This is a genomic window from Enterobacter cloacae complex sp. 309I3 (genome assembly GCF_050031595.1).
Taxonomy (GTDB): Bacteria; Pseudomonadota; Gammaproteobacteria; order Enterobacterales; family Enterobacteriaceae; genus Enterobacter; species Enterobacter cloacae.
In genome coordinates, this window is the sequence record NZ_JBLGWI010000001.1 from 2,654,032 (window position 1) to 2,676,236 (window position 22,205).

Annotated in this window: 20 protein-coding genes; 1 reads left to right on the forward strand and 19 read right to left on the reverse strand. The window is 52.8% G+C overall.

Annotated elements, in window-relative coordinates; translation table 11 throughout:
• The 15 genes from ACQG22_RS12495 to pspA all read right to left on the reverse strand — a co-directional run bounded on the left by ACQG22_RS12495 (position 1) and on the right by pspA (position 14,442).
• Positions 1-915, reverse strand: coding sequence for an OmpG family monomeric porin (locus ACQG22_RS12495; RefSeq protein ID WP_038986168.1), 915 nt, complete (start codon positions 913-915; stop codon positions 1-3).
• 66 nt (positions 916-981) lie between these two features.
• The gene (locus ACQG22_RS12500) at positions 982-2,064 is read right to left on the reverse strand and encodes an ABC transporter ATP-binding protein (protein ID WP_369706964.1); all 1,083 of its coding nucleotides are present in this window, start codon (positions 2,062-2,064) and stop codon (positions 982-984) included.
• Positions 2,065-2,066: 2 nt separating this feature from the next.
• Positions 2,067-2,744 carry a beta-phosphoglucomutase gene (gene pgmB / locus ACQG22_RS12505; RefSeq protein WP_038986172.1) on the reverse strand — a complete coding sequence of 226 codons (678 nt, stop codon included), beginning with the start codon at positions 2,742-2,744 and terminating at the stop codon, positions 2,067-2,069.
• The gene (locus ACQG22_RS12510) at positions 2,734-5,013 is read right to left on the reverse strand and encodes a glycoside hydrolase family 65 protein (protein WP_369706965.1); all 2,280 of its coding nucleotides are present in this window, start codon (positions 5,011-5,013) and stop codon (positions 2,734-2,736) included. Before ACQG22_RS12510 ends, pgmB begins: the two co-directional genes overlap by 11 nt.
• Entirely contained in the window at positions 5,007-6,065 is a 1,059-nt protein-coding gene (locus tag ACQG22_RS12515) for a Gfo/Idh/MocA family protein (protein ID WP_205919281.1), read from the reverse strand. The genes ACQG22_RS12510 and ACQG22_RS12515 overlap by 7 nt, the downstream gene beginning before the upstream one ends.
• An 11-nt stretch (positions 6,066-6,076) precedes the next feature.
• Positions 6,077-6,865 (reverse strand): sugar phosphate isomerase/epimerase family protein, encoded by a 789-nt coding sequence (locus ACQG22_RS12520; RefSeq protein WP_038420918.1) that lies wholly within the window; start codon positions 6,863-6,865, stop codon positions 6,077-6,079.
• 18 nt (positions 6,866-6,883) lie between these two features.
• Positions 6,884-7,936: a zinc-dependent alcohol dehydrogenase gene (locus tag ACQG22_RS12525; protein ID WP_013096411.1), complete on the reverse strand. Its 1,053-nt coding sequence runs from the start codon at positions 7,934-7,936 to the stop codon at positions 6,884-6,886.
• A gap of 28 nt (positions 7,937-7,964) precedes the next feature.
• On the reverse strand, positions 7,965-8,807 hold the full coding sequence (locus ACQG22_RS12530; protein ID WP_058684618.1) for a carbohydrate ABC transporter permease: 843 nt from the start codon (positions 8,805-8,807) through the stop codon (positions 7,965-7,967).
• Positions 8,794-9,675 carry a carbohydrate ABC transporter permease gene (locus ACQG22_RS12535; protein ID WP_013096409.1) on the reverse strand — a complete coding sequence of 294 codons (882 nt, stop codon included), beginning with the start codon at positions 9,673-9,675 and terminating at the stop codon, positions 8,794-8,796. The genes ACQG22_RS12530 and ACQG22_RS12535 overlap by 14 nt, the downstream gene beginning before the upstream one ends.
• A 23-nt stretch (positions 9,676-9,698) precedes the next feature.
• Positions 9,699-10,991 carry an ABC transporter substrate-binding protein gene (locus ACQG22_RS12540; protein WP_369706966.1) on the reverse strand — a complete coding sequence of 431 codons (1,293 nt, stop codon included), beginning with the start codon at positions 10,989-10,991 and terminating at the stop codon, positions 9,699-9,701.
• A 15-nt stretch (positions 10,992-11,006) separates the two neighbouring features.
• Entirely contained in the window at positions 11,007-12,692 is a 1,686-nt protein-coding gene (locus ACQG22_RS12545; protein ID WP_369706967.1) for a sugar phosphorylase, read from the reverse strand.
• 209 nt (positions 12,693-12,901) lie between these two features.
• Complete coding sequence (gene pspD / locus ACQG22_RS12550; protein WP_013096406.1) at positions 12,902-13,123, reverse strand: phage shock protein PspD; 222 nt, start codon at positions 13,121-13,123, stop codon at positions 12,902-12,904.
• A 12-nt stretch (positions 13,124-13,135) separates the two neighbouring features.
• Positions 13,136-13,495, reverse strand: a complete 360-nt coding sequence (pspC, locus tag ACQG22_RS12555) for an envelope stress response membrane protein PspC (protein WP_013096405.1) — start codon at positions 13,493-13,495, stop codon at positions 13,136-13,138.
• Positions 13,495-13,719: an envelope stress response membrane protein PspB gene (gene pspB, locus ACQG22_RS12560; protein WP_062729464.1), complete on the reverse strand. Its 225-nt coding sequence runs from the start codon at positions 13,717-13,719 to the stop codon at positions 13,495-13,497. The genes pspC and pspB overlap by 1 nt, the downstream gene beginning before the upstream one ends.
• Before the next feature lie 54 nt (positions 13,720-13,773).
• Complete coding sequence (gene pspA / locus ACQG22_RS12565; RefSeq protein ID WP_013096403.1) at positions 13,774-14,442, reverse strand: phage shock protein PspA; 669 nt, start codon at positions 14,440-14,442, stop codon at positions 13,774-13,776.
• Positions 14,443-14,608: 166 nt separating this feature from the next.
• Between pspA and pspF the strand changes: the two genes are divergently transcribed.
• On the forward strand, positions 14,609-15,586 hold the full coding sequence (gene pspF / locus ACQG22_RS12570; RefSeq protein WP_047023082.1) for a phage shock protein operon transcriptional activator: 978 nt from the start codon (positions 14,609-14,611) through the stop codon (positions 15,584-15,586).
• A gap of 56 nt (positions 15,587-15,642) precedes the next feature.
• On the opposite strand, the gene ACQG22_RS12575 is transcribed toward pspF, so the two are convergent.
• The 4 genes from ACQG22_RS12575 to ACQG22_RS12590 are packed head-to-tail and all read right to left on the reverse strand — an operon-like array spanning position 15,643 to position 21,795.
• A complete protein-coding gene (locus ACQG22_RS12575; protein ID WP_063252143.1) occupies positions 15,643-17,376 on the reverse strand; it encodes a polyurethane esterase in 1,734 nt (577 codons plus the stop codon).
• Positions 17,377-17,403: 27 nt separating this feature from the next.
• The gene (locus tag ACQG22_RS12580) at positions 17,404-18,762 is read right to left on the reverse strand and encodes a TolC family outer membrane protein (protein WP_139937466.1); all 1,359 of its coding nucleotides are present in this window, start codon (positions 18,760-18,762) and stop codon (positions 17,404-17,406) included.
• 2 nt (positions 18,763-18,764) lie between these two features.
• Positions 18,765-20,078, reverse strand: coding sequence for an HlyD family type I secretion periplasmic adaptor subunit (locus ACQG22_RS12585; RefSeq protein WP_369706968.1), 1,314 nt, complete (start codon positions 20,076-20,078; stop codon positions 18,765-18,767).
• Positions 20,071-21,795, reverse strand: a complete 1,725-nt coding sequence (locus ACQG22_RS12590; RefSeq protein ID WP_201749300.1) for a type I secretion system permease/ATPase — start codon at positions 21,793-21,795, stop codon at positions 20,071-20,073. Before ACQG22_RS12590 ends, ACQG22_RS12585 begins: the two co-directional genes overlap by 8 nt.
• Between the last annotated feature and the right edge of the window lie 410 nt (positions 21,796-22,205).

A 22,205-nucleotide genomic window follows, 5' to 3' on the forward strand; every position in this document is an offset into this window, starting at 1 on the left:
TCAGAAGGCGTAATTCACGCCCACGCCCGCATAGTGGAATCGATCGCTTTCGCCTTCATCGTGGTTTTCCCATTCATAGGCATACTCCAGCGTCATTGAAAGACCGTTATTGAAATCGTAGGCATAAAGCAGGCCCAGACGGTTGAAATCATGCCCTTCACGCTCAGGATCGTCTTGCCAGTCCCAGTTTGACCAGCGGTCGAGCCCCAGGCGGGTATACGGCGTCAGCGTGGTATTGCCTAATGAAATGGGTAAATAGGCGCGGATCTCCTGCGTTGAAAACTCACCGTTATTACGTGAACTGTCCATATTAAAACCGCGCTCTAAATAGTAATTCACTTTTGCAGCGAAGGTTTCATTAATGGTCCAGGTAAAGCCCGTTTCTGTTTCAACGCGACTGTCGGCATAACCCGTTTTTTCCAGGTCGTTGGCAAACTGATACATGGCAAACCAGCCGCCGAAACGCCAGTCATCGCTTAACTTAATATCCCAGTCTGGTTGTATTTTGTAGCGCTGCATATTCGCGCTACCGTCTTTCGCGCCGTGTTCATCTTTGAAATGATAACCGTAATTACGGAAGCCGCCGGTCAGGCCGAGGGTAAAATCATCGGTTCCAATAAAACGATAGCGCAGCTCGAATTCGGGACGATCAAAATAGGTCCCGCGGGTCATACTGCTGTAATCAACGGGGCCTTCCTGATACATGGCAAGGGAAATCGTCCACGCATCCCATGTGGCGTTAAACCACACGGAGGGTTCATATAATCCGTCTTTATCATCCCCCTGACCTTCGACGTTTTCAATTTCATACATGGCACCTATATTAAAATTCCAGTGTGGTGTCGGTTCTGAGGCGTGTGCGTAGCTAACCCCTGCGCATAGAATAAGCGCAGCACTTCTTAGTAGAGTACTCATTAAAATATTCCTTTATAATGGACAAACAAAAAAACCGGAAATTAATATTTCCGGCGAACATTTTTATTATCTGATTGCCGCTTCTGTTTCCGCGTCAAAAAAATGACACTTATTCATATCGAACTGAATGCCGATATTATCCCCTGCAGCATAATCAGTGGCAGCCCCTGCCCGGACGACCAGTTCGTGGCCCCCGACGGTGGCATACAGCATAAATTCAGCACCGGTCAGTTCGGCAACGCTGATTTTAACGGCAATCGCCTCACCGCTGGCTTGCGAGGTGAAAATATCCTCCGGTCTGATGCCAAAGACCACGGCTTTACGTTGATACCCCTGAGCGTTAAGTACCGAGAGCATATCTTCGGGGATCTCCAGGCGCAGCGTTTCCGTCACGAAGAAGCGTTCATTGATCGCCCCCCGAATAAAGTTCATTGCTGGCGAACCAATGAAACCTGCCACAAACATATTTGCCGGTTCGTTATAGACCTGCTTCGGCGCGCCCACCTGCTGAATGTATCCATCTTTCAGGATCACAATGCGGGTTGCCATCGTCATGGCTTCGGTCTGATCGTGCGTCACATAAATCATGGTGGTATTCAGCTTTTGATGCAGCTTGCTGATTTCGGCACGCATTTGAACACGCAGTTTAGCGTCAAGGTTTGAGAGCGGTTCATCCATCAGGAAGACGCCCGCTTCACGCACAATCGCCCTGCCTAATGCCACGCGCTGGCGTTGGCCACCCGACAACGCACCGGGCTTACGCTTGAGGTAATCGCGCAGCCCAAGAATCTGAGCGGCCCAGTTAACACGCTCTTCAATGACAGCGGGCGCGATCTTCTGCATCTTCAGCCCAAATGCCATGTTGTCGTACACCGTCATATGGGGATACAGCGCATAGTTCTGAAAGACCATCGCAATATCCCGGGACTTGGCCGGGACATCATTCATACGCACGCCGTCAATCACCAGTTCACCGGCGCTGATCTCCTCCAGCCCGGCAATCATGCGCAGCGTCGTCGATTTACCGCAGCCCGATGGCCCGACGAAAACGATGAATTCTTTATCCTCAATGTCGAGGTTGAAATCTTTGACCACATGGACCTGGTTGTCATAGATTTTCTGGATATGTTTTAGCGATAGTTGTGCCATTCTTAATTCCTTATCAGTACCGTCCGGGAAGCCCAGAAATCTGTCAGGCATTTCCAGGTCAGCTCCCGCGTTGAATGAAGTTGAAGTCCCGCATGGTTGAGGCCTGCCCCTATTCCCACCGACAACATCCCTGCGGCGTTGATCGCCTCAACGCCGGAGGCGGCATCCTCAATCCCGATGGCCTCCTCCGGGAGGACGTTAAGACCCGCGCAGGCAGCAAGGAAGATTTCCGGGTCCGGTTTGGAGCGGGCAATACGGGACGCATCGGCACAGAAATCAAACGCCCTGTGGATCCCCAGCGCCTGCAAAATGCCGGGAGCGTTGAGTGAAACAGACGCCAGCCCAATTTTGACGTTTGCCGCGCGTATGTCGGCCAGCACCTCACGAATGCCCGGGAGCAGTGACGCTTGCGTAAGCGATGCCAGCGACTGGACATAGAGCGCGTTTTTTTTACACGCAAGCGCCAGGCGCTGCTGTTCGTCGAACGCCTCTTCTTTGCCACCGTGACGCAGGATCCGCTGCAGGGAATCCATGCGGCTAATCCCTTTCAGCGTTTCATTAAAGGCTTCATCAATGGTGATCCCGACCTCCTTCGCGACAGCGCGCCAGGCCAGGAAGTGCAGATGAGCGGTGTCGGTGATCACCCCATCCAGATCGAATACAACGGCATTAAGGTTCATCTCTTCCCTCCGTGGTAGCGGTCCCAGTAACAGACGTAAGAAAATCCTTGCAGGACAAGACCTGCCGTCCCGAAAGCTGGAGGGTTTTACCCCAGAGCGTTAGCGTGACAGGAGCGGAGCTGGTCACCGTGAGTGTCTCTTTCGTCACGATGAAGTGCAGCTGCGCATTCTGCCAACGCAGCGGAAACGCCAGCCTTTGCCAGTGCGCAGGCATCCTGGGTGCCAGATGTAACTCCCCGTCCACGATCTGCAGCCCGGCAAATCCCTGAATAACACCTGACCAGATCGCACCTGTCGCGGCAGCATGAATACCGTCATCACTGCTGTGCGGATCGTCGCCCAGATCGATGGCAATGCCATCACGCCAGAAGGCGTAAGCCCCTTCTGTATCACCACAGCGCGCGTTCACAATCCCGTGGATGGCTTTGCTCAGAGACGAGTCATGAATTGTGCACGGCTCATAGAATGCCAGGTTGGCCGCGCACTGCTGCGGCGTAAAGCGTTCCGGCAACAGGTAATTAAGCATTACCACGTCGGCCTGTTTGAGGATCTGCATCTCGTTAACTTCAGCGCGCGAGTAATCCAGCAGAATGGTCTGCTTGCCCGCTTTGGCTTTATAGCGGCTCAGATCGATCGCTGGTTTGGACATGAAGGTGTCATCCTGCGGTATGACCCCGTCGGCGTTAGCCTCGGGCAGCCATAAGCGCGACAGGAACCGTTGCGCATTTTCCGTAAAACGCGCATCTTCACGCTCAAACATTGACATAAACCGGCAGGCACTGGCGACGTTGTGCCACGCCAGATAGTTGGTGTAGGCGTTGTTATTCACGTGCTCCGTGTATTCATCCGGCCCGATCACGTCATGGATCTCCAGACGGTCGCCAACTTCCGTCGCGCGTCCCATCCAGAACAAAGCGGTTTCCATGAGCAGCGTCAGGCCTTCATTGCGCATAAAGGCGTCATCGTGCGTTGCCTGCCAGTAGGCGACAACGGCCCACGCAATATCCGCCACGATATGATGTTCAGCCAGCGCGGAGGCCACTTTCTGACGTACGCCCGTGCGGATGTTGATCGCTGCGAATTCCGGCGTCTCTTCCTGACCGCTCGCGGCACTCTCCCAGGGGAACAAGGCGCCAGGCCAGCCGTTCCGGCGTGCTTTTTCCCGCGCCCCCGGCAGGTTAAGCCACCGGTAGCGCAGCAGACGACGGGCAACATCTGGTCGGGTAAAGAGATGGAAAGGCAGCAGGAAAATTTCGGTGTCCCAGAACACGTGGCCTTTATAGCCCTCCCCGGTCAGGCCCTTGGCCGCAATACTGCTCCGTTCATCATGGGCAGGCGTCATGGCCGTGAGGTGCCAGACCGCGTAATCCAGCGCCAGCTGATCCTGATGTTCGGTCGACGTGACGTCCACCCGGCAGTCATGCCAGACCTTTTTCCAGGCGCACGCCGCGCTTTCGAGTAACGCGGCATACCCTCTTGTCGCGCAGGTTTTGAGCTCAGCCAGAGCATTGCGGGCAAACGTGTCCTGTGAAAGCGCTTTATCGCTGCGATGCGTCACCCAGACCAGCTTCTCAAGCGTGACAGTGTCACCCTGAGCGACCTTTACGGCGTGATGAACCGTGATACGCCGGTTTTTCGCGGTAAAGCAGCTGTCGCTGGTGGTTGAGAGACGACAGCATGCCGATATCACCACATCCGCAGCGCGATCCTGCGTTTCATACACGCCCTGCATGTAGTATTGGTCAAAGACTCTGACCGAGATTTCATCCAGATGCTGACGGCCGCTGTTGGTTTGCGTCGCATCAATCCCGGTGCTCAGCATAACGTCTGATGAGGCATCCAGCGGAGTGATGGAGAGCTGCATTGCCACCAACGGCAGTTGATCCAGTGAGACAAAACGGCGGCTTTCCACACGGTAGCGCTTTCCGTCTGGCGAGCGCCACACCACGCGACGACGCAGTTCGCCATTGGCAAAATCCAGCTCCCGCTGCCAGTCAATAATCTCCCCTGACAGCAAGGTGAAATTGATGCCGTCCAGTTCGATATCCATGCCGATGATGTCAGGCACGTTGATCAGTTCGTTGGTCTCATTACGACCTGCACGATGATAAAGCCCGGCAAGATACATTCCCCGGGTCTGCTGCGTGTAGTTTTCCTCATGCGCCGCACGTATGCCCATATAGCCGTTGCCGCCGGCCATGATTGACGCGTATTTATTGAGGCTGTGAGGGCAAAAACCCGGATCGTTTAATACAGACAGGTTCAGCATAACGTTACGCTTTCCCCTTTTTCTGCCGCCTCGTACAGTGCGGCGACCAGTTGCTGGATCACCAGCCCTTGTTCGGCATCGGCAATCATAACCGGCTCTCCCATGACGTGACGGACAAACGCATCCATGCTGCGTAAATGCCGCTGATCGTCTGCCTCTTCGCGCAGGGACAGGGTCTGCAAAACTCCGCCTTCATCGGTGTAAATATGGGCCGGGAACAGCGTTGCCCCCGCTTTTTCACCGCAAAAGGCGACATTCATGATGGACTGCTCGCGGATATTGAGCGCAAAGGAGGTATCCAGACGCAGAATGCCGCCATTGCAAAATTCAATCGTCCCGAACAGGGCATCTTCAACGGTAAACTGTGCAGGATCCCATTCACCAAACTGGCCACTGTTTTTGCGGTTTCCCAGTTTTTGAAAGCTGTGGGCCGTCACGCGTTTTACCGCCGGGAAACCGAGTACATACATCGCGGCATCGAGCATATGGATGCCAATATCAATCAGCGGCCCGCCCCCCTGCAGTGCTTTATTGGTGAATACGCCCCAGCCGGGAACGCCGCAGCGGCGCAATGCCTGCGCCGTGGTGAAGTAGATTTCACCCAATGTCCCGTTCATTACCGCCTCACGCAGCAGTTGCGTATCACGTGCAAAGCGGTGGTGAAAATCATAGGCCAGCACTTTTCCCGCCGTTCGGGCCGCCACACGCATCCGGTCGGCTTCATGTGGCGTCATGGCCGGGGGTTTTTCGCACATTACATGGCACCCGGCTTCCAGGGCTGCCATCGCATGTTCAAAATGAAAACGGTTGGGCGAACAGACGCTCACCACATCCGGTTTGACCGCCTGCAGCATTTCATTCACGTCCTGCCATGCCGACGGAATGGCATGGCGTTCAGCAAACGCCTGAGCCTGTTCAGGATGGCTGTCCATGACAGCCACCATCTGAACATCACTGCGCGTGGAGTAATACGAGGCATGCACTTTGTCCGCGACCTGCCCGGCACCAATAATGGCGACACGCAGAGGCGAAGGTGTTAAAGCACTCATCACGCTGGTCATCCTTAGCATTCACGCAGATAAGTGAGAGAATCCTGATAGGCCTTCGCAGGATCGTCAGCGCGAACGCGGCACTCGTAAACAACGTAACCCTGATAACAATCGGCACGCAGCTGGTCGAACAGAGCGGCAAAATCAAGAGAGCCGCTTCCCGGCTGATAACGATGGTTATCGGCAATATGCACATGGCCCAGCAGGTCGCGGTTCTGGTGCAGCGCTTCCGTCAGCGAGTCTTCTTCAATATTCATATGATAGAAATCGCCGATAATCTGCACATGTTTCAACCCATTCTCTTCGATGTAGCGACGTGCATCCGCGAGGGTGTTGATCATGTGATCCTGATAGCGGTTCAGCGGCTCCAGGTAAACGGTGGTGCCGGTACGCGCCGCTACCTCATCCAGCCAGCGCAGCGAGGCGCTCACCGCCTTGCGGTCTCCTTCAAGGCTACGCGGCGACGTCATCGGCGGCAGGCGGAAGGTAAACATCCCCCAGGCGGCAGGAACAACGATTCCTTTTCCGCCCACCTCTGCTAACGCTTCAAGGATGCGTTCGATCTGCGTTAATCCGTTCAGGCGACGCTCTTCGATGAAGTCACCAATCCAGCCATCGTACCCGCCGCAGGCCGTGGTTACCGGCAGCCCTGTAGCCTTAATGGCCGCTTTAACCTCTTCAAGGTTCTCCACCAGCAGCTTGCCGTCTATCTCATACCCATCAAAGCCCATGGCTTTGATGTATTGAAATTTTTCCAGGATATTGGTCGGGAAAAAGGCCTGGTTTTGCGTTGCGATTTTCATTTTCATGCTCTCCTTAGCTCAGAACGTGACGCCCATTTTGATACTCAGTTCAGGATGCTGATCGACATACGTCATGTAGCTCTCAGCGCTGGTGGTAAACGTTACGACCGGGTCGATTAAATCTTCGCAATTGAGATAGCCGTTCATCAGCAATTCCCAGCAGGTCTCTTCAATACGCTTACGGTTCCAGCGTGGGTAATCAGGATTTGGCTCACTGCAGGCGCGGGAGAAGACAATTTTCGCATTATTGAAATGCGCTTCGCGGCCGAGGTTAAAGCCTTCCGCGAACGGTTTCGCAAAGGCCACGTATGAGATGGTGCCGCCGTAAGCGAGTCCGCGCAGCGCAGACTGCAGCGCATCAGCAAAGCCGCTGGTTTCGATAATCACATCCGCGCCCTGCTTGCCGGTCAGTTTTTTGATTTCCAGACCAACATCCGTGCCAATCGGATCCAGACAGTGATCCGCCCCATGGCGACGGGCGATGTCGCAGCGGTGCGCGATAGGATCGACACCGATAACGATTGACGCACCGGCTTTCTTTGCCAGCTGGATGGCAATCTGACCAATCGCGCCAAGCCCAACGACGACGACAAAATCCCCTACCCGCACATTGGCGTCACGTACGCCGCTCATTGCGAATTGTGCCGGGTCGTAGCAGACCGCATTTTTCCAGGAGGCGCCCTGAGGCATTTTGCGCAGTTTGTAGTTGTTGACGGCATTCACAATGACCGTTTCCTGTAGCGGTCCATAACAGCAAACGCGGTCTCCGACACGGTATTCCGTTACGTCAGCGCCACACTCAATGATGTCCCCGACAATCATGTTCCCGAGCTGGAATTTGCCAAACTCGATCCCGCGAGCCGCCCCCTCTTCACGCGGCGTAAAGAGCTGCCAGTCAGGGTTAAACTCTTCGTCGATAAACGGACTCGCCGCCCTGAAATCCACCACTTCGGTGCCGTGTTTCGGTGCGCCAAAGCGGGCGCGAATTTTCACTTCATGAACGGCAACAGGACGGTCTTCATATTCGACCAGCGCAGCCACACGCGGCGCTGTCGCAACTAACTTCTTCATTACTCACTCCTTGTTAAAATTGGCCGCCTCAGCCCTTAACGCCACCGGCGGTCAAACCACTTTTAATAAAACGTTCAGACAGCGCATACATGATGACCACCGGCAGTGCCGTCACCAGCGATGCCGCCATCATGCGGCCCCAGATGTAATCTGGCGTACTGAAAAGGGTGTTCAGCCCGACCGGCAAGGTGAAGTTGCTGGCGCTGGACAGGAAAATGGAGGCAAACAGATAGTCGTTCCACGCCACCATGAAGCAGTAGACAAAGACCGACACCAGACCCGAAATCGCCAACGGAACGGTAATGCGAAAGATGATTTGCAGGCGGTTAAGGCCATCCATCATCGCGGCTTCTTCTATTTCGTCCGGGATGGTGTCGAAATAGCTGCGCAGCATAAACACCGCCGTGGGTAACGTCTGAGTCACCATGGTGATAATCAGCGCCAGTTCGGTGTCATAGATGCCGAGCGCGGTGATGATTTTGAACAGCGGCACCACCAGCAGAATCCCTGAAAACATGTAGACGGTGTAGAAACTGGCGTTGATCGTCGTGCGCCCTTTAAAACGCAGTTTGGATAAGGCGTAAGCCCCCAGCGTGCCGAGAAACACGGCAACGATCGACGAAGTCAGTGACACCACCATGCTGTTACGGAAGTAATCCACAAACGGGAAAATCAGCGGGTTAAAGATGTCGATGTAATGCTGTAACGTCCACTCCTGCGGCAGAATAGTCGGATGCAGCGATATCGCCTCTCTGGCGCTTTTAAAGGATGTCATCAGCATCACGAAAAATGGGAACAGCGTGATAATCAGGAACGCCGAGAGCCCCAGATAAAAACCAATACGTCCCAGTACGCGTTTATTTGTTGCCATTGAGATTTACCCTTTTTCTGGTCAGCAGAATGACGGCGAAAATGATCACAAACAGCACCACTGAGATAGCCGCAGCTTTACCCAAATCGTTAAAGGCAAACGCCGTTTTGTAGAGATAGACGCCCAAAATATCGACTTTGGTAGTCAGCAGGTACACGTCCGCAAACATGTAAAACATCCAGATGGTTCGCAGCGTGATGACCGTGGCCAGCACCGGCATAATCGCGGGCAGCGTGACGATGCGAAAACGTTGCCAGCCATTCGCGCCATCCATTTCTGCGGCTTCGTATAACGATTTATCAATCGTTTGTAAGATCGCGAGAAACGAGATAAACGCATACGGGAAGTAGCGCCAGATGGCGAATAGCACCACCAGCACAAAGCTGCTGCCGGGGTTGTCGAACCACAGCGGTGCCTGGTCATACAGATGCAGCAGGTCTACCCCAAGGTAGTTCACGATGCCGTAGCCGTTGTTGAACATGTACTTCCAGGCAAACACCAGTGAAATAGACGGCGTGACGTAAGATAAAATCACCAGCGAACGCGCCGTTTTGCGTAGCCGAAACTCCCGGTTAAAGAAGATGGCGACAGCCAGCCCGAGCCCCGTGCTACCTATCACCACCAGGGCCGTATACCAGAAGGTCATCCACAGGGAGTGCCAGAACGCTGCATCACTCAAAATACGGATGTAGTTATCCAGCCCAACAAACACCGCGCTAATGCGCGGGTTTAGCGGCAAGCGTAAGAAACTGATTTCAATGTTGGAAATCATTGGCCAGGCCACAAGGCCCCCCAGCAAAATCAGGCTGGGGGCCAACAGCAGCATGGCGAAAGGCATATCTGAACGACCAGAAAACAACGTCTTCATAATTTCCTTCCGCAGAAGCGCTCCTATCGTTGTGAAACCAGGTCAGTCAGGCGTTTCTGGCTGTTGCTTAACGTGGTGTTGAGGTCTTGCTGACCTACCGTCACGTTATGCACCATCGAACTGATGATGCCGGAACCTGTCACGTCGCCCATGCGGGTAAAGTTTTTGTCGCCCACGGCCCCAAATACCTGCACATTCGGGAACTGTGCGATCAGCTCATACGGCAGTTGACCAAAGGCTTTGATGACCTCGTTGTTTTTCCAGCTCTCGGTATCCACCACCAGATTGTTCACCGGTAACGCCGCCCCCGGAGACATCATGACCCAGTCCGAGGCGTTCTGAGCCTGCTCCATCCATGTCACAAATTTCTCAGCGGCTTTGGTTTCTTCTTCAGTCTGGCCGGTCGTGATCGTCAGCGACGTCACCATGCCGTAAACCGCAGACGATTTTTCCGTTGGAACCACGAAGCCCAGGTTGGCAGGATCCCCTTCTTTAAACACGGCAGGCAGAATGTAGGTGGAGTAAACCGCCATTGGCGCGGAACCGTTCATGAACGCGTCTTTGATCTCCATGACGTCGTTCGAGCCTGGCATCGTGTTCTTCGCCAGTTCTTTATAAAACGCCAGCGCGTTTAACATTTCAGGCGTATCGATCTGGATGTTGCCCTGCGCGTCGAAGACGTTTGCCCCACCTGAAAGGGCAAACTGGGAGAAGGCCTGCTCGGTCATGACGCTTTCAGCGGTAGGAAGCGCGATACCGTAGTGTTTCTTAGCCGGGTCGTTGAGCATCTGACTGGCTTTCAGCAGCTGTTGCCAGTTATGCGGCTCTTTAATACCCGCCGCGGCGAGAACATCTTTGTGGTACCAGACGCCTGACAGCCAGGCGCTAATTGGCACCCCCGTCCACGCGGTGCCGTCTTCCGTGCGAACAACACGGAGAATGCCGTCATAAAATGTCTTCTCACCGACGGCTTTAATGGCTTCGCCAATTGCGTCACGGTCCAGCAACTGCTCTTTATCCATCACTTTTGCATAGTCATGGCTGACCTCAATCACCTCCGGCAGTGCGCCGGTCCGCGCGAGGGTAATGACCTTGGTGTTGTATGCATCCTCTTCCACCGGCACCTGTTTCACCGTAATGGAGGGATTCTCTTTCTCGAATTTCTCAATCAGTTTCGTGATGACGGCCTGACGTTCCTGTTCCACCGACGAATGCATAAACTCGATGGTCACAGAAGATTGTGTGTCGTCCTTGCAGCCTGCTAACAGGGCGCACGAAACCAGTGCTGAAATCAGCACAATTCTCGGCATTTTCATTGTTAAGGTCCTTTTTTAGTTTTCTTTAATCCACATAACCTGCCATGGATTTAGGGTCAACGTCGTATCGTTAATATTGTTCCCGGTTATTAAATCTTTTCCTGCCTGACTATTTGAAGTGAGGTGCTGAATATCATTACTGAAATTAAAGAGTGCTGTAATTCGCTCGCCGTTATCGGCAATGCGAACTATTTTCAAAACATGCTCCCCGGATGTTTCAAAGCGCGCCTGACTGTCCGGGTGGAACGCTTTTTCCTGACGGCGTAACGAAATTAACGCACTCAATCCCGAATAAACTTTATGACGAAGGCTATTAATATCGTCGAGTTTATGATCAATTTCACCGGCCTGATATTTCTTTCGGTTTATTGCTCTATTATACCCTAACCGCTCCACACCCTCATAATCATTACGGGAGCCAATAATACTCTGAATATAGATTGCAGGTACACCCGGGAAACTCAACAGAACGGCATGAGCCAGAATAAAACGGGCGATGCGCAGAGTATCTTCATCCTTCTTAGCACTTAATGCATCCAGATAGGTTACATTGATTTCATACGGGCTGCGCGTACCGTCAGGGTTATTTTTCCAGTTAACCATCGCACCTTCCTGCTGGAGTGTTTCTACCAGCGACAGAATTTCCGATTCCGGTAAAATTCCGCGTAACGGATTAAGTCCAATCCCGTCGTGCGAAGCCAAAAAGTTAAACCAGGTGGTTTGCTTTGACGGCAGTTCCAGCGATGAGGCCCACTGACAAAGTGCCCGTACATCCTGACGATGAACGGCATGCAGAACCAGTGGTGGCAAGGAGAACTGATACACCATCTGGGCTTCATTCTTGCCGTCACCAAAGTAAGAAACGTTGTCTTTATGCGGGACATTGGTCTCAGTGATGATCACCGTACCCGGTGCCACAGCGTCCGTAATGGCGCGGAAGAGCTGAATCAAACGGTGCGTTTGTTCAAGATGGATGCAGCTTGTTCCAGGGATCTTCCACATAAAACCGACCGCATCAAGGCGGATATAGCGCGCTCCTTCCATCAGGTAATGGAGAAGCACATCCACCATTGCAATCAACACCTCAGGAGAGGCGAAATTGAGGTCAATCTGATCATCGCTGAAGGTCGTCCACAGATGCCGAACGCTTCCGTCATCAAGTGTAAAAGGTGTCAGGAGAGGCAATGCGCGAGGCCGTGTCACAGCAGATAAATCAGTTTGCGGATCCACGGAAATAAAGAAATCTTCATAGCCCGGTTTTTGCGCAAGATAATGAGCGAACCATTGGCTTTTCGCTGACATATGGTTGCAAACAAAATCGAACATTAAACTGGCATATTGTTTTAATTCAGCAACGTCTTGCCATGTTCCCGTTTCAGGCGCAACGTCATGGTAATCGATAACGGAAAAACCATCATCAGAGGACCACGGGTAAAAAGGTAAAAGATGCACATGAGAAAATGAACGAGAAAGCCATTTGTTATAAAAGCGGGTAAAAACAGGCAGCGCTTTCTCCCCTTTATTGTAGAACTGTTCGGCATAGGTTATCAGGACGATATCTTTTTCATCCCAACCGGATTTACGCCTTTCGGTAATAACAGCAGCAGCTCTGGAGATTTTCCCTGACAGTGTTTCACGGTGCGCCTCTGAAAACGATTCACCGTAAACAAGATTGATTAAATTTTTAATTTTATCGTTCACTTTATTTTTCCATGGTAGCGGTCCCACGGAACGCAATCTACTCCCATGAAAAATATCTGTCAACGGACCTGAGCGGGTAAAAACGTCTTCTCAAGGCAACTCAGCGCAGTAATGTGAGCTGCCGCAAAGAAAGACAGAAAAGGGAAAAAACGAAGAGAAATGCCAGCAGCCCTCCTCTCATAAGAGAAAGACTGCGGTATACATGGGGATCAGGATAAGTATCGACGGGAAAAACGTTTGGCCAGTTTTTGCAGCAGCGGCTCCAGCGCCACGGCCAGCAACAGTCTTACCGGCTTACGGGCAACAGATTTTATTGCCCAGCCAGCCACGCCTGCCGGACCATAACGTAACGCCGTCAGCAGGACCAGTTTACCTGCGATTTTCAGGCCGGGTTTTACCTTCTGACCGGCCTGTTGCCAGTTTTTGTTCATCTATGTTCTCTCTTAAAGCTGACGAAAACGACTTCTCAGCGTAAAGGTATCAGACGTGACGTAACGTTCCATTTCGCGCAACCGCTTTTCACCTGCGGCCAGTTCAGCATCCACCTGGTTCAGAATGTCACTACTGCTCGGTGCGCCTTCTGCAGCCAGTTCACCTTCCGGCATGGGGTCGAGCACAAACGACAATACGATGTACGCCACCAGAGTGATAAACGCCAGACCGAAGAAAATCGATAACACCGTTACCACGCGCACCAGCTTAACCGGTACATCCAGATAGTGGGCAAGCCCCGCACAGACGCCGCGAACCATGCCCTGCTGTGGGATCCGCCACAGCTTTTTATTCAGATTCAGTCCTGACATTAACGCTCCCTCCAGTTCGGGTGTTCCGCATCCAGGATAGCTTCCAGCGCCTGAATACGTTCACGCATCTTACTCGCCTGATCGGACAGCTGTACCAGACGTTGTTGCTCGCTCTGGGAAAGGGCGTCCCGTGAAGAACGGTTGCTGTAGTGCAGCCATAACCAAATCGGCAGCACGAACAGCACGAAAATGGTCAGGGGAATAGCGAGAAAAAGCGCGCTCATGTGTACTCCTTGTCGTACGATGCGTGGCGGCACGCTCAGGTGCCGCATGAATTATTATTGATTGTCTTGCTTCATTTTGGCTTTCAGGGCCGCCAGCTGCTCGCTGATTTCATCGTCGGCTTTCAGATCGGCGAACTGCTGATCGAGCGATTTTTGCTTACCGATGCTGTGGCTTTCCGCTTCCGCTTCCATCTGATCGATACGACGTTCGAAGGACTCAAAACGCGCCATTGCTTCATCAAGCTTACCGCTGTCCAGCTGACGGCGTACATCGCGGGAAGAGTTTGCCGCCTGGTGACGCAGCGTAAGTGCCTGCTGACGCGCACGGGTTTCGCTCAGCTTGTTCTCAAGCTCGCCAATCTCTTTCTTCATACGGGTGAGCGTGTCGTCCACCAGCGTAACTTCATGTTCCAGCGCGGTAACCATATCCGCCAGTTTCTGTTTTTCAATCAATGCGGCACGGGCCAGATCTTCTTTATCTTTACGCAGCGCCAGTTCGGCTTTTTCCTGCCATTCATTAAGCTGGGCGGTAGCCTGCTCAATACGGCGGGTTAACTGCTTTTTCTCAGCCAGCGCACGGGCGGAGGTAGAACGCACTTCAACCAGTGTATCTTCCATTTCCTGAATCATCAGACGCACCAGCTTTTGCGGATCTTCCGCTTTCTCAAGCAGCGAGTTGATGTTGGCGTTCACGATGTCGGCAAAACGAGAAAAAATACCCATAATTCAATCCTCACATTTCTGTTATCGGGCGATGCCCTGCTGTACAGATAATACAATTCCCGTGCCAACTTTTTATCTTATTGATTTCACTGAATGTGATTGATTTTCGATCACGTTGGAACTAAGCTCACCTGGTGAATCTCGCTAAGGAGTGGTTAATTTCATCATGGCTGAATATAAAGACAATTTACTCGGTGAGGCTAACAGCTTTCTCGAAGTACTGGAGCAGGTTTCACGCCTCGCCCCTCTCAACAAACCGGTGCTGATTATCGGTGAGCGCGGCACGGGCAAGGAGCTGATCGCCAACCGACTCCACTATCTGTCCGGGCGCTGGGATGGTCCTTTTATTTCGCTTAACTGCGCCGCGCTGAATGAGAACCTGCTGGATACCGAGCTGTTCGGCCATGAAGCGGGAGCCTTTACCGGGGCGCAAAAGCGCCATCCTGGCCGTTTCGAGCGTGCCGACGGCGGCACCCTGTTCCTTGACGAGCTGGCCACCGCGCCAATGCTGGTACAGGAAAAATTGTTGCGCGTCATTGAATATGGCGAGCTGGAACGCGTCGGCGGCAGCCAGCCGCTACAGGTTAACGTGCGGCTGGTCTGTGCGACAAATGCCAACCTGCCGGAAATGGTGGCTGAGGATAAATTTCGCGCCGACCTGCTCGACCGCCTCGCTTTTGACGTCGTCCAGCTTCCACCGCTGCGTGAACGGCGCAGCGATATTATGCTGCTGGCGGAACAGTTTGCCATTCAGATGTGCCGTGAGCTGGGTCTGCCGCTCTTTCCGGGCTTTAGCGATAATGCCCGGGAGACGCTGCTTAACTACCCCTGGCCGGGGAATATTCGCGAGCTGAAGAACGTCGTCGAACGCTCTGTCTACCGTCACGGCAGCAGCGAAACGGAACTGGACAACATTATTCTCGATCCTTTTCAGCGTAACGCGCCATCTGTTACCGCCCCGGCGCGTTCGAACGATGGGCCCTCACTCCCGCTCGATCTGCGCCAGTTTCAGCATAAGCAGGAACAACAGCTACTGGAGCAGAGCCTGAGGATGGCGAAATATAACCAGAAAGGGGCGGCTGAACTGTTGGGGCTGACCTACCACCAGTTAAGAGCATTGCTCAAAAAGCACCAGATGCGCTGACGGGCAGAGCCATTATGACGGGATTTATCCCCGCGAGGATCCCGCGGGGATAAGAGTCATGCTACCGCAATATGCATCTGCGAAAGCATATCGGTATTCACACCGACCAGCGTGACGCTGCTGTCGCCGTAGGTGAGTAAGGCATTATCACCTTCAAACGACAGGTGGTTGAGATAGCTGTCATTATCGGCAATGTTCTGGTTAGCCATAAAGATCAGGCTGTCGCTGGCGGAGAGGTTATAGACCGTGTCATGACCAAAATCACCGTAGAAGAGAAGCGTGTTTTCGCTACCGTTAAGGTGGATGGCGTCATCGGCATACCCGGAAACCACATTGTTGTTGTTACCGTTTACGCTGATCTCACTGTCATTGGCTCCTGAATAGAACCAGCTGTCATTACTGGCGGTCGAGATAGTGAAGCTGTTCTCTGTATCGGCGTAATAGCTTTTCGCATACGCGATTGAGCCACTGTCACCTTCTAAGCCATAATCCGTGACCTGCCATGTCGCGTTCTGGTTGATGTTAATACCAAACAGGCTGAACAAGGTGTGGTCTGCGTTAACGTAATGGATATCTTCCGCCCGTGTAATATCGCCGGTGGAATATTTAAAGTACAGCGTCCCTTCTGCATCGTGGCTAAACGTAAAATCGGCAATATGACATTCCGTTACGTAGGTGTTAGTCCCTGTGCCACCATAAATAACGTTGTAGCCGCTGTGATCTTTAAAACTGTCATCTCCGCCACCACCGCAGAGATAATCGTTACCCTTCCCGCCTTGTAATAAATCATTTGTTTCGGTACCAATAATAAATGTCGACCCCACATGCGTTACGGATTTATTGAGATCCGAAACCCAGGTCGTGGAACGGTATGCTTCAGAAAGATTAGAAACAATGATATTGGAATTTTGATGGGTGAAATCATAGATTTCAGAATCCATAATTCGTAATGCACCGTCCGTATAGCCCTGACCGGAGTGCCCGGCCCAGGACGCCATATTCGCGATCGAAAAGATCTTACAATCGTTGGTCAGGCCGGCATAGTAATCATTAAAGGAGACGATGTTGTTGGTGCAGGTTTCAAGCGGCGTGTCGTGGTTAAATAAACTGTCCAGCGTCAAGCTATGACCCGTTAACACACGAAATACCGGATCGTTCTCATAACCAATATTAAGCACTTTGTCATCGGCCAGGTTTTGAGTCGGAGAGGCGAATGCGACGTAGCTTGCGTCTTCAAAGAAACCACCCCACTGGCCCTGTGCGGACAGGGTTGCCATGCTGTTAACAGCCAGTCCGCCAAGACTATGTCCGGTAATGATGATGTCATTACCGGTCAGGCCATTTGCCGTGGCAAACGCGGCCACCGAACTCATGAGGTTTTTATACGCGTTGAGAACATAGTTATCCGCATAGCCGTCGACCAGTGCAGATAATACGTCGCTGACGGTATCCATCGCGGTATTGATGGTATGCTGAAGTGAAGGCGCGCTGGCGTAAGTGCCCGTCCCCCAGAAGCTAATGCCTATATTGACCAGCTTGCCATTGGCGTCATATTTTCCCATAACGTTGCATTCGGCACTGGTTTCAAGAAGACTTTCGCCATAAAAAGCACCATAGGGATTAGTACAGCCGCTGTAGTTAAGCGTGGTCCCGTCTAATACTTTCCAGCCATTTTCTTCTGTATAGGTATAATCAGCATACGTGGCTGCACCAAAATTGATACTTTCAATGGTCAGTGCATCCTTAATAAGCTGCGTGTTTTTCTCGCCCTGATAATCGAATACAGGCATAGTCGTCCCTCTGTTTATTATCAACAATCATTGAGCAAAATACGAATCAAGTAACATAACGTTATCATTGTTTATTTCGCCCGTCTGCGCGAGCAAACTGACCCATGCCTTAATGACAGCATGTTTTTCTGCAGTAAGCTCAACTTTGGTTTTATAGAAAGATTGTTCTGCATTTAATAAATCGATATTCATGCGCTGACCAGCCTGAATGCTTTTTTTCGTCGCTTCAATCTGTCGCCTGGCGGCGTCCACCGCGGAAGCATAGGCAGCAAGGCGCTCTGACGCATGGAGGCATTTATTTAAGGATTTTTTAATTTCGCTGTAGGTCGCCAGCCGCTGTGCATCGTGAAGATATTTTGCCTGCTCATAGCGGGCCGCTGCCTGACGCAGGGACGCTGAAACGCCGCCCCCGGAAAAGAGATCCATGCTGACGCGCAGGCCTATGCTGTCGGTACGATATTTCTGATGAATGGTATTGTCGTTGCTTGAATCGTTCTCCGAATGCATCGCGTAAAGCTGTACCCGGGGAAGCGCGCCAGCGCGGCTGCGTTCAATTTCATAGCGTTTTTCTTCCACGTTATGTCCGGCAGAAAGGATATCGGGATTATGCGCGGCCGCCTTTTGTTCCCAGTATCGATAGTCTCCTGATGCCAGCGGCAGCTTAAGCGGCTTTTCACCGAGTATCGGCAGCGCTGCCGTCTGCGAGAGATCCACGCCCACGATCGCTGATAACGCAACGTTAGCCGTATCCAGCGTATCACGCGCCTCCACCTCATCCGCAATCGCCAGGCTGAGCGCAGAGGCGGTCTCGGTGACATCCGTTACTGCGCCCTCACCGGCCTCGAACTGTCGCTGAGCCTGCTTTTTCTGCTCTTCCAGCCCCTGACGATGCAGAGTCGCAAGCTGGAGCCGTTGATGCGCCTCGGTAAGATCCAGCCAGGCGGTAATGAAGCGGTTTTGCAGATCAATCAGACTGCTTCGGTAGCGTTCATCAGACTGCATTTTTTTGATAATGCCGATGCGATACCCCGCATAGGCATCGTAATCAAACAGCGGCTGAACAACGGTAACCGATCCCGAATAACTGTCATATTGTTGATGTTGCACCACCTCAGAACGCTCCCCCAACAAATTTGTCTGCTGGTACTGCTGCCGCTGCCAGTTACGCGGTGCGCGTTGATAGCTAACGCTGACTTTTGGCAGTAACCCGGCGCGACCGATGGGGATGTACTCTTCTCCGGCAAGCTGATCCTTCACGGCAGCGCGGTATTGCGGATCGTTGTCCAGCGCCATGAACCAGCCCTGAGTCAGTGTCAGCGCACCTGCTGAAAAGGACGTCATCAGCGCGAGCAGATACACAACAGGTATGAATTTTGCGGTAAGCATCTTTACTCCTCGATGAACGACCGCGATGCACGATCCACAATGGGTTTCAGCAGATAGCTCAACAGCGAGCGCTCTCCGGCTTTAATAAAGACCTCTACTGGCATACCCGGTTTAACCTCCTCGCTCTTCAGCTTTTTCATCCCCTCCGGCGTAACGGCGATCTGAATCTTGTAGTAGGGCTGCTGGGTGGTGGGATCGGTCTGGCGATCCGCTGACACCAGCAACACCTGGGCCGGGATTTTCGGCGTGCTTTGCTGGTTGAAGGCGGTAAACATCAGGGTAACGGGCATGCCCTTATGGACTTTATCGATCAGGGCGACGTCAATTTGTGAGTCGATAATCAGGGGGGAGGCCTGCGGGACAATTTCCAGTAGCTGCTCGCCCGCACTCACCACCGCGCTGTCGCTGGCAAGCGCGAGGTTCATTACCACGCCATCCTGCGGTGCGACGACGCGGGTCAGGGAGAGATCGACACCGGAGAGCGTCAGCTGTTTTTTGCTCTCGCTGACCTGCAGGCGAAGCTGGTCAATTTGCGTTTCAATATCTTTCCGGTTGTCAATCAACCGCTGCTGCATGCCGCGTTTGAGCTGGGCGATCTGATTCCCTAACTCTACGATTTTGCTGCGGGTTTCACCCACCTCGCCCGCCAGAGACGCCGATTGCACCTGGATATCGAGATAGCGGTTACGGGGGAAATAGCCCTCTTCCATTAGTGGTTTCAGGTCTTTGAGTTGACGATTTAACAGTGCGAGTCCTTGCGCTTTCGTCTCGCAGGTTCTGGCAAGCGAATCGCGCTGGCGAGCCAGCCCTGCAATGGCCTGAGCGTCATTTTCCTGAGCATTTTTCAGCGCCTCCTGCCGGGCATGCATAAGCTGGCGTTGCTGAGCCACTATGGGCTTGATCGCATCCCGCAGGGCTTCGTCTTCTGTCTCAGGGGGTAAGGTCAGCGTTTGCATGCCCGCCAGCTCAGACTGCAGGCGGCTTTCAGCAATGAGCGACGTCAGATAATGCTGGCGCGCAGCGGAGAGTTGGGCGAGCGACGATTGCTGGCTGAGCAGCACCAGCAGGTCGCCTTTATGTACCGTCTGCCCCTCTTTGACGGCGATGCTTGTCACCACACCGCCTGTGGGTGCCTGAACGGCCTTACGGTAGCCGTCCACCACCACGGTTCCGGTGGAAACAACACCTTTATCCAGCGGCGCCAGTGCCGCCCAGAGCAAGAAAGATCCCAGACCTGCCAGCAACACTACCCAGCCAAGGCGGACAAACGGAACGACGTCAACAAGGGGCGTCTTCTGCGCATCGCTATTATGCATGGACTCTTCCTTGTTCAGCAGGGACGCTGTTTGTCTTATTTACCGGGCGAGCTGATTGCTGTAAGAGTTGTGCCGTTGGGCCATAAAGCTTGGTTTTTCCGCCTTCGAGGACGAGCAGATGGCTGGTCAGCGGCAATATTCCCGGACGATGAGAAATGATGACGACGCTTTTTTTCTGCTGCCGGAGCTGCCGGATAACCTGCTGCAAAGCCTGCTCACCCGATTCATCGAGGTGAGCGTTGGGCTCATCAAGGATCACCAGTGCCGGATTACCGTACAGCGCCCGGGCCAGGCCAATGCGCTGTTTTTGCCCACCTGACAGGGCCATCCCCTGCTCGCCGGTCAGGGTGTTATACCCGTCAGGCATACGCAAAATCATGTCGTGGATCCCGGCCAGCTTTGCCGTGGCGATCAGTTGCGTTGAATCAATCTCCCCAAACTGGGCAATATTCTCAGCGAGGGTTCCCGTGAAAAGCGTAACGTCCTGCGGCAAGTAGCCGATTCCGGGACCAGGCTTCTGCTTCTGCCACTGGTAAATATCTGCCCCATCCAGCCTGACATCCCCCTCTCCGGCAGGCCAGACACCGCACAACACTCTGGCGAGACAGGATTTCCCCGATGCACTGGCTCCCACAATTCCCAGCACCTCACCCGGGTTTACCCGCAGAGTGATGTTTTGCAGTATGGGTTGCCGGGGGTTTCCCGGAGGAAAAACGGTGACATTCTCCACCGTGAGCACTCCCTGCGCAGCCGGCAGGCGTATGCTCTCCTGCGCCGGGGGAAAGTCTCCCGTCAGACGAACCACGCGTTCCCATGCCAGACGAGCTGACCGGTAGCCTTTCGCCACGCTGATGAGTTGTTCCACCGGTGACAGCGCTCTTCCGAGCAAAATTGAGCCCGCGATCATCATACCCGGCGAGATGTCTCCCAGAATCGCCAGCCAGCAGCCCAGCCCCAACATCAGGGACTGAAGCGCCATGCGTACGGTTTTGGTGACGGCAGACATCAATACAGCGCGTTCACTGGCCGCACTCTGGCAATAAAGGAACTGTTGATGTCCGCGCCACCAGCGCGCCTTCACGTTGTCAGTCATCCCCAGGGCATGCAGCGTCTCAGCAGATTGTAAGGAGCTGTTAGCCTGGTGATTTGAGATCAAGGCATACCCCCCCGCTTCATTCAAAAGCTGACGCGTCGTTTTTTCGTTAATAAACGCCAGGGCCAGCAGCAGACATGCGCCTGAAAGCGAGAACACCCCGAGCCAGGTGTTAAAAAGAAAAATAACGCCGAGGTAAACAGGAAACCAAATGGAATCAAAAACCGCAAATAACGCCGGGCCGGTAACAAACTGGCGTATAACGGTGAGGTCGCTGATAGCCTGCCCGGCATTCGGGCTGTGCTTAACAAGATTACTTTCACATGCAGCGGTATAGAGTGCAGGCGAAAGCGCATTATCAAATTGATTACCCAATCGGATGATGACGATGCCACGCGCGTAATCAAGGAGTGCCATGACGGCAAACATAAATAACACCAGCAGCGTCAACATAAAAAGCGTTGTGGTATTCCCGGATGACAGCGCGCGATCGTAAACCTGCAACATATAAATAGATGGTGCCAGCATCAGTATATTTATGACCGATGAGAAAAACGCAATCGTCACGAATATGCGCGTGCGAACGCGTGCAAAATTCTTAATTAGCCCCAAAGGTTCAATCATTCCCTAACTCTCTGATGTTTTGGTCACTTCTCATGCCATGAGAAAGACGCGAGACGTCCATGATGAAAAAGATTTAACATTAAATATAAAAAAAGCAGACAATCAGGTGCAGTGCCGTTCGGTATGCCCCAACAGAAAACTGTAATTTTCTTAGATGTTATGATGATTCATTTTATTCTTTTTTCTTTCGCCCTGCCAAATTGCAGGAACAGAGGGTCAGTATATAAATCAACATTACTCGTAACGCAACCATTAATTAAGCAAGTATACGTTTAGTGAATATTTCTTATTGTAATACATCGACTCAATAATAATTCAAGCCATCGCATCATGCTTGCACAGGATAAACCGCGCGCACTTTATTATAGGGGATTTATTGCCCACCCAATATCGCATCGCGAGGTAACGGG

Bases quoted from the DNA above. Each gene is read 5' to 3' on its own strand.
- ACQG22_RS12495 (WP_038986168.1), bottom strand. From the start codon at position 915: ATGAGTACTCTACTAAGAAGTGCTGCGCTTATTCTATGCGCAGGGGTT.
- ACQG22_RS12500 (WP_369706964.1), bottom strand. From the start codon at position 2,064: ATGGCACAACTATCGCTAAAACATATCCAGAAAATCTATGACAACCAG.
- pgmB (WP_038986172.1), bottom strand. From the start codon at position 2,744: ATGAACCTTAATGCCGTTGTATTCGATCTGGATGGGGTGATCACCGAC.
- ACQG22_RS12510 (WP_369706965.1), bottom strand. From the start codon at position 5,013: ATGCTGAACCTGTCTGTATTAAACGATCCGGGTTTTTGCCCTCACAGC.
- ACQG22_RS12520 (WP_038420918.1), bottom strand. From the start codon at position 6,865: ATGAAAATCGCAACGCAAAACCAGGCCTTTTTCCCGACCAATATCCTG.
- ACQG22_RS12525 (WP_013096411.1), bottom strand. From the start codon at position 7,936: ATGAAGAAGTTAGTTGCGACAGCGCCGCGTGTGGCTGCGCTGGTCGAA.
- ACQG22_RS12530 (WP_058684618.1), bottom strand. From the start codon at position 8,807: ATGGCAACAAATAAACGCGTACTGGGACGTATTGGTTTTTATCTGGGG.
- ACQG22_RS12535 (WP_013096409.1), bottom strand. From the start codon at position 9,675: ATGAAGACGTTGTTTTCTGGTCGTTCAGATATGCCTTTCGCCATGCTG.
- ACQG22_RS12540 (WP_369706966.1), bottom strand. From the start codon at position 10,991: ATGAAAATGCCGAGAATTGTGCTGATTTCAGCACTGGTTTCGTGCGCC.
- pspD (WP_013096406.1), bottom strand. From the start codon at position 13,123: ATGAACAAAAACTGGCAACAGGCCGGTCAGAAGGTAAAACCCGGCCTG.
- pspC (WP_013096405.1), bottom strand. From the start codon at position 13,495: ATGTCAGGACTGAATCTGAATAAAAAGCTGTGGCGGATCCCACAGCAG.
- pspB (WP_062729464.1), bottom strand. From the start codon at position 13,719: ATGAGCGCGCTTTTTCTCGCTATTCCCCTGACCATTTTCGTGCTGTTC.
- pspA (WP_013096403.1), bottom strand. From the start codon at position 14,442: ATGGGTATTTTTTCTCGTTTTGCCGACATCGTGAACGCCAACATCAAC.
- pspF (WP_047023082.1), top strand. From the start codon at position 14,609: ATGGCTGAATATAAAGACAATTTACTCGGTGAGGCTAACAGCTTTCTC.
- ACQG22_RS12575 (WP_063252143.1), bottom strand. From the start codon at position 17,376: ATGCCTGTATTCGATTATCAGGGCGAGAAAAACACGCAGCTTATTAAG.
- ACQG22_RS12580 (WP_139937466.1), bottom strand. From the start codon at position 18,762: ATGCTTACCGCAAAATTCATACCTGTTGTGTATCTGCTCGCGCTGATG.
- ACQG22_RS12585 (WP_369706968.1), bottom strand. From the start codon at position 20,078: ATGCATAATAGCGATGCGCAGAAGACGCCCCTTGTTGACGTCGTTCCG.
- ACQG22_RS12590 (WP_201749300.1), bottom strand. From the start codon at position 21,795: ATGATTGAACCTTTGGGGCTAATTAAGAATTTTGCACGCGTTCGCACG.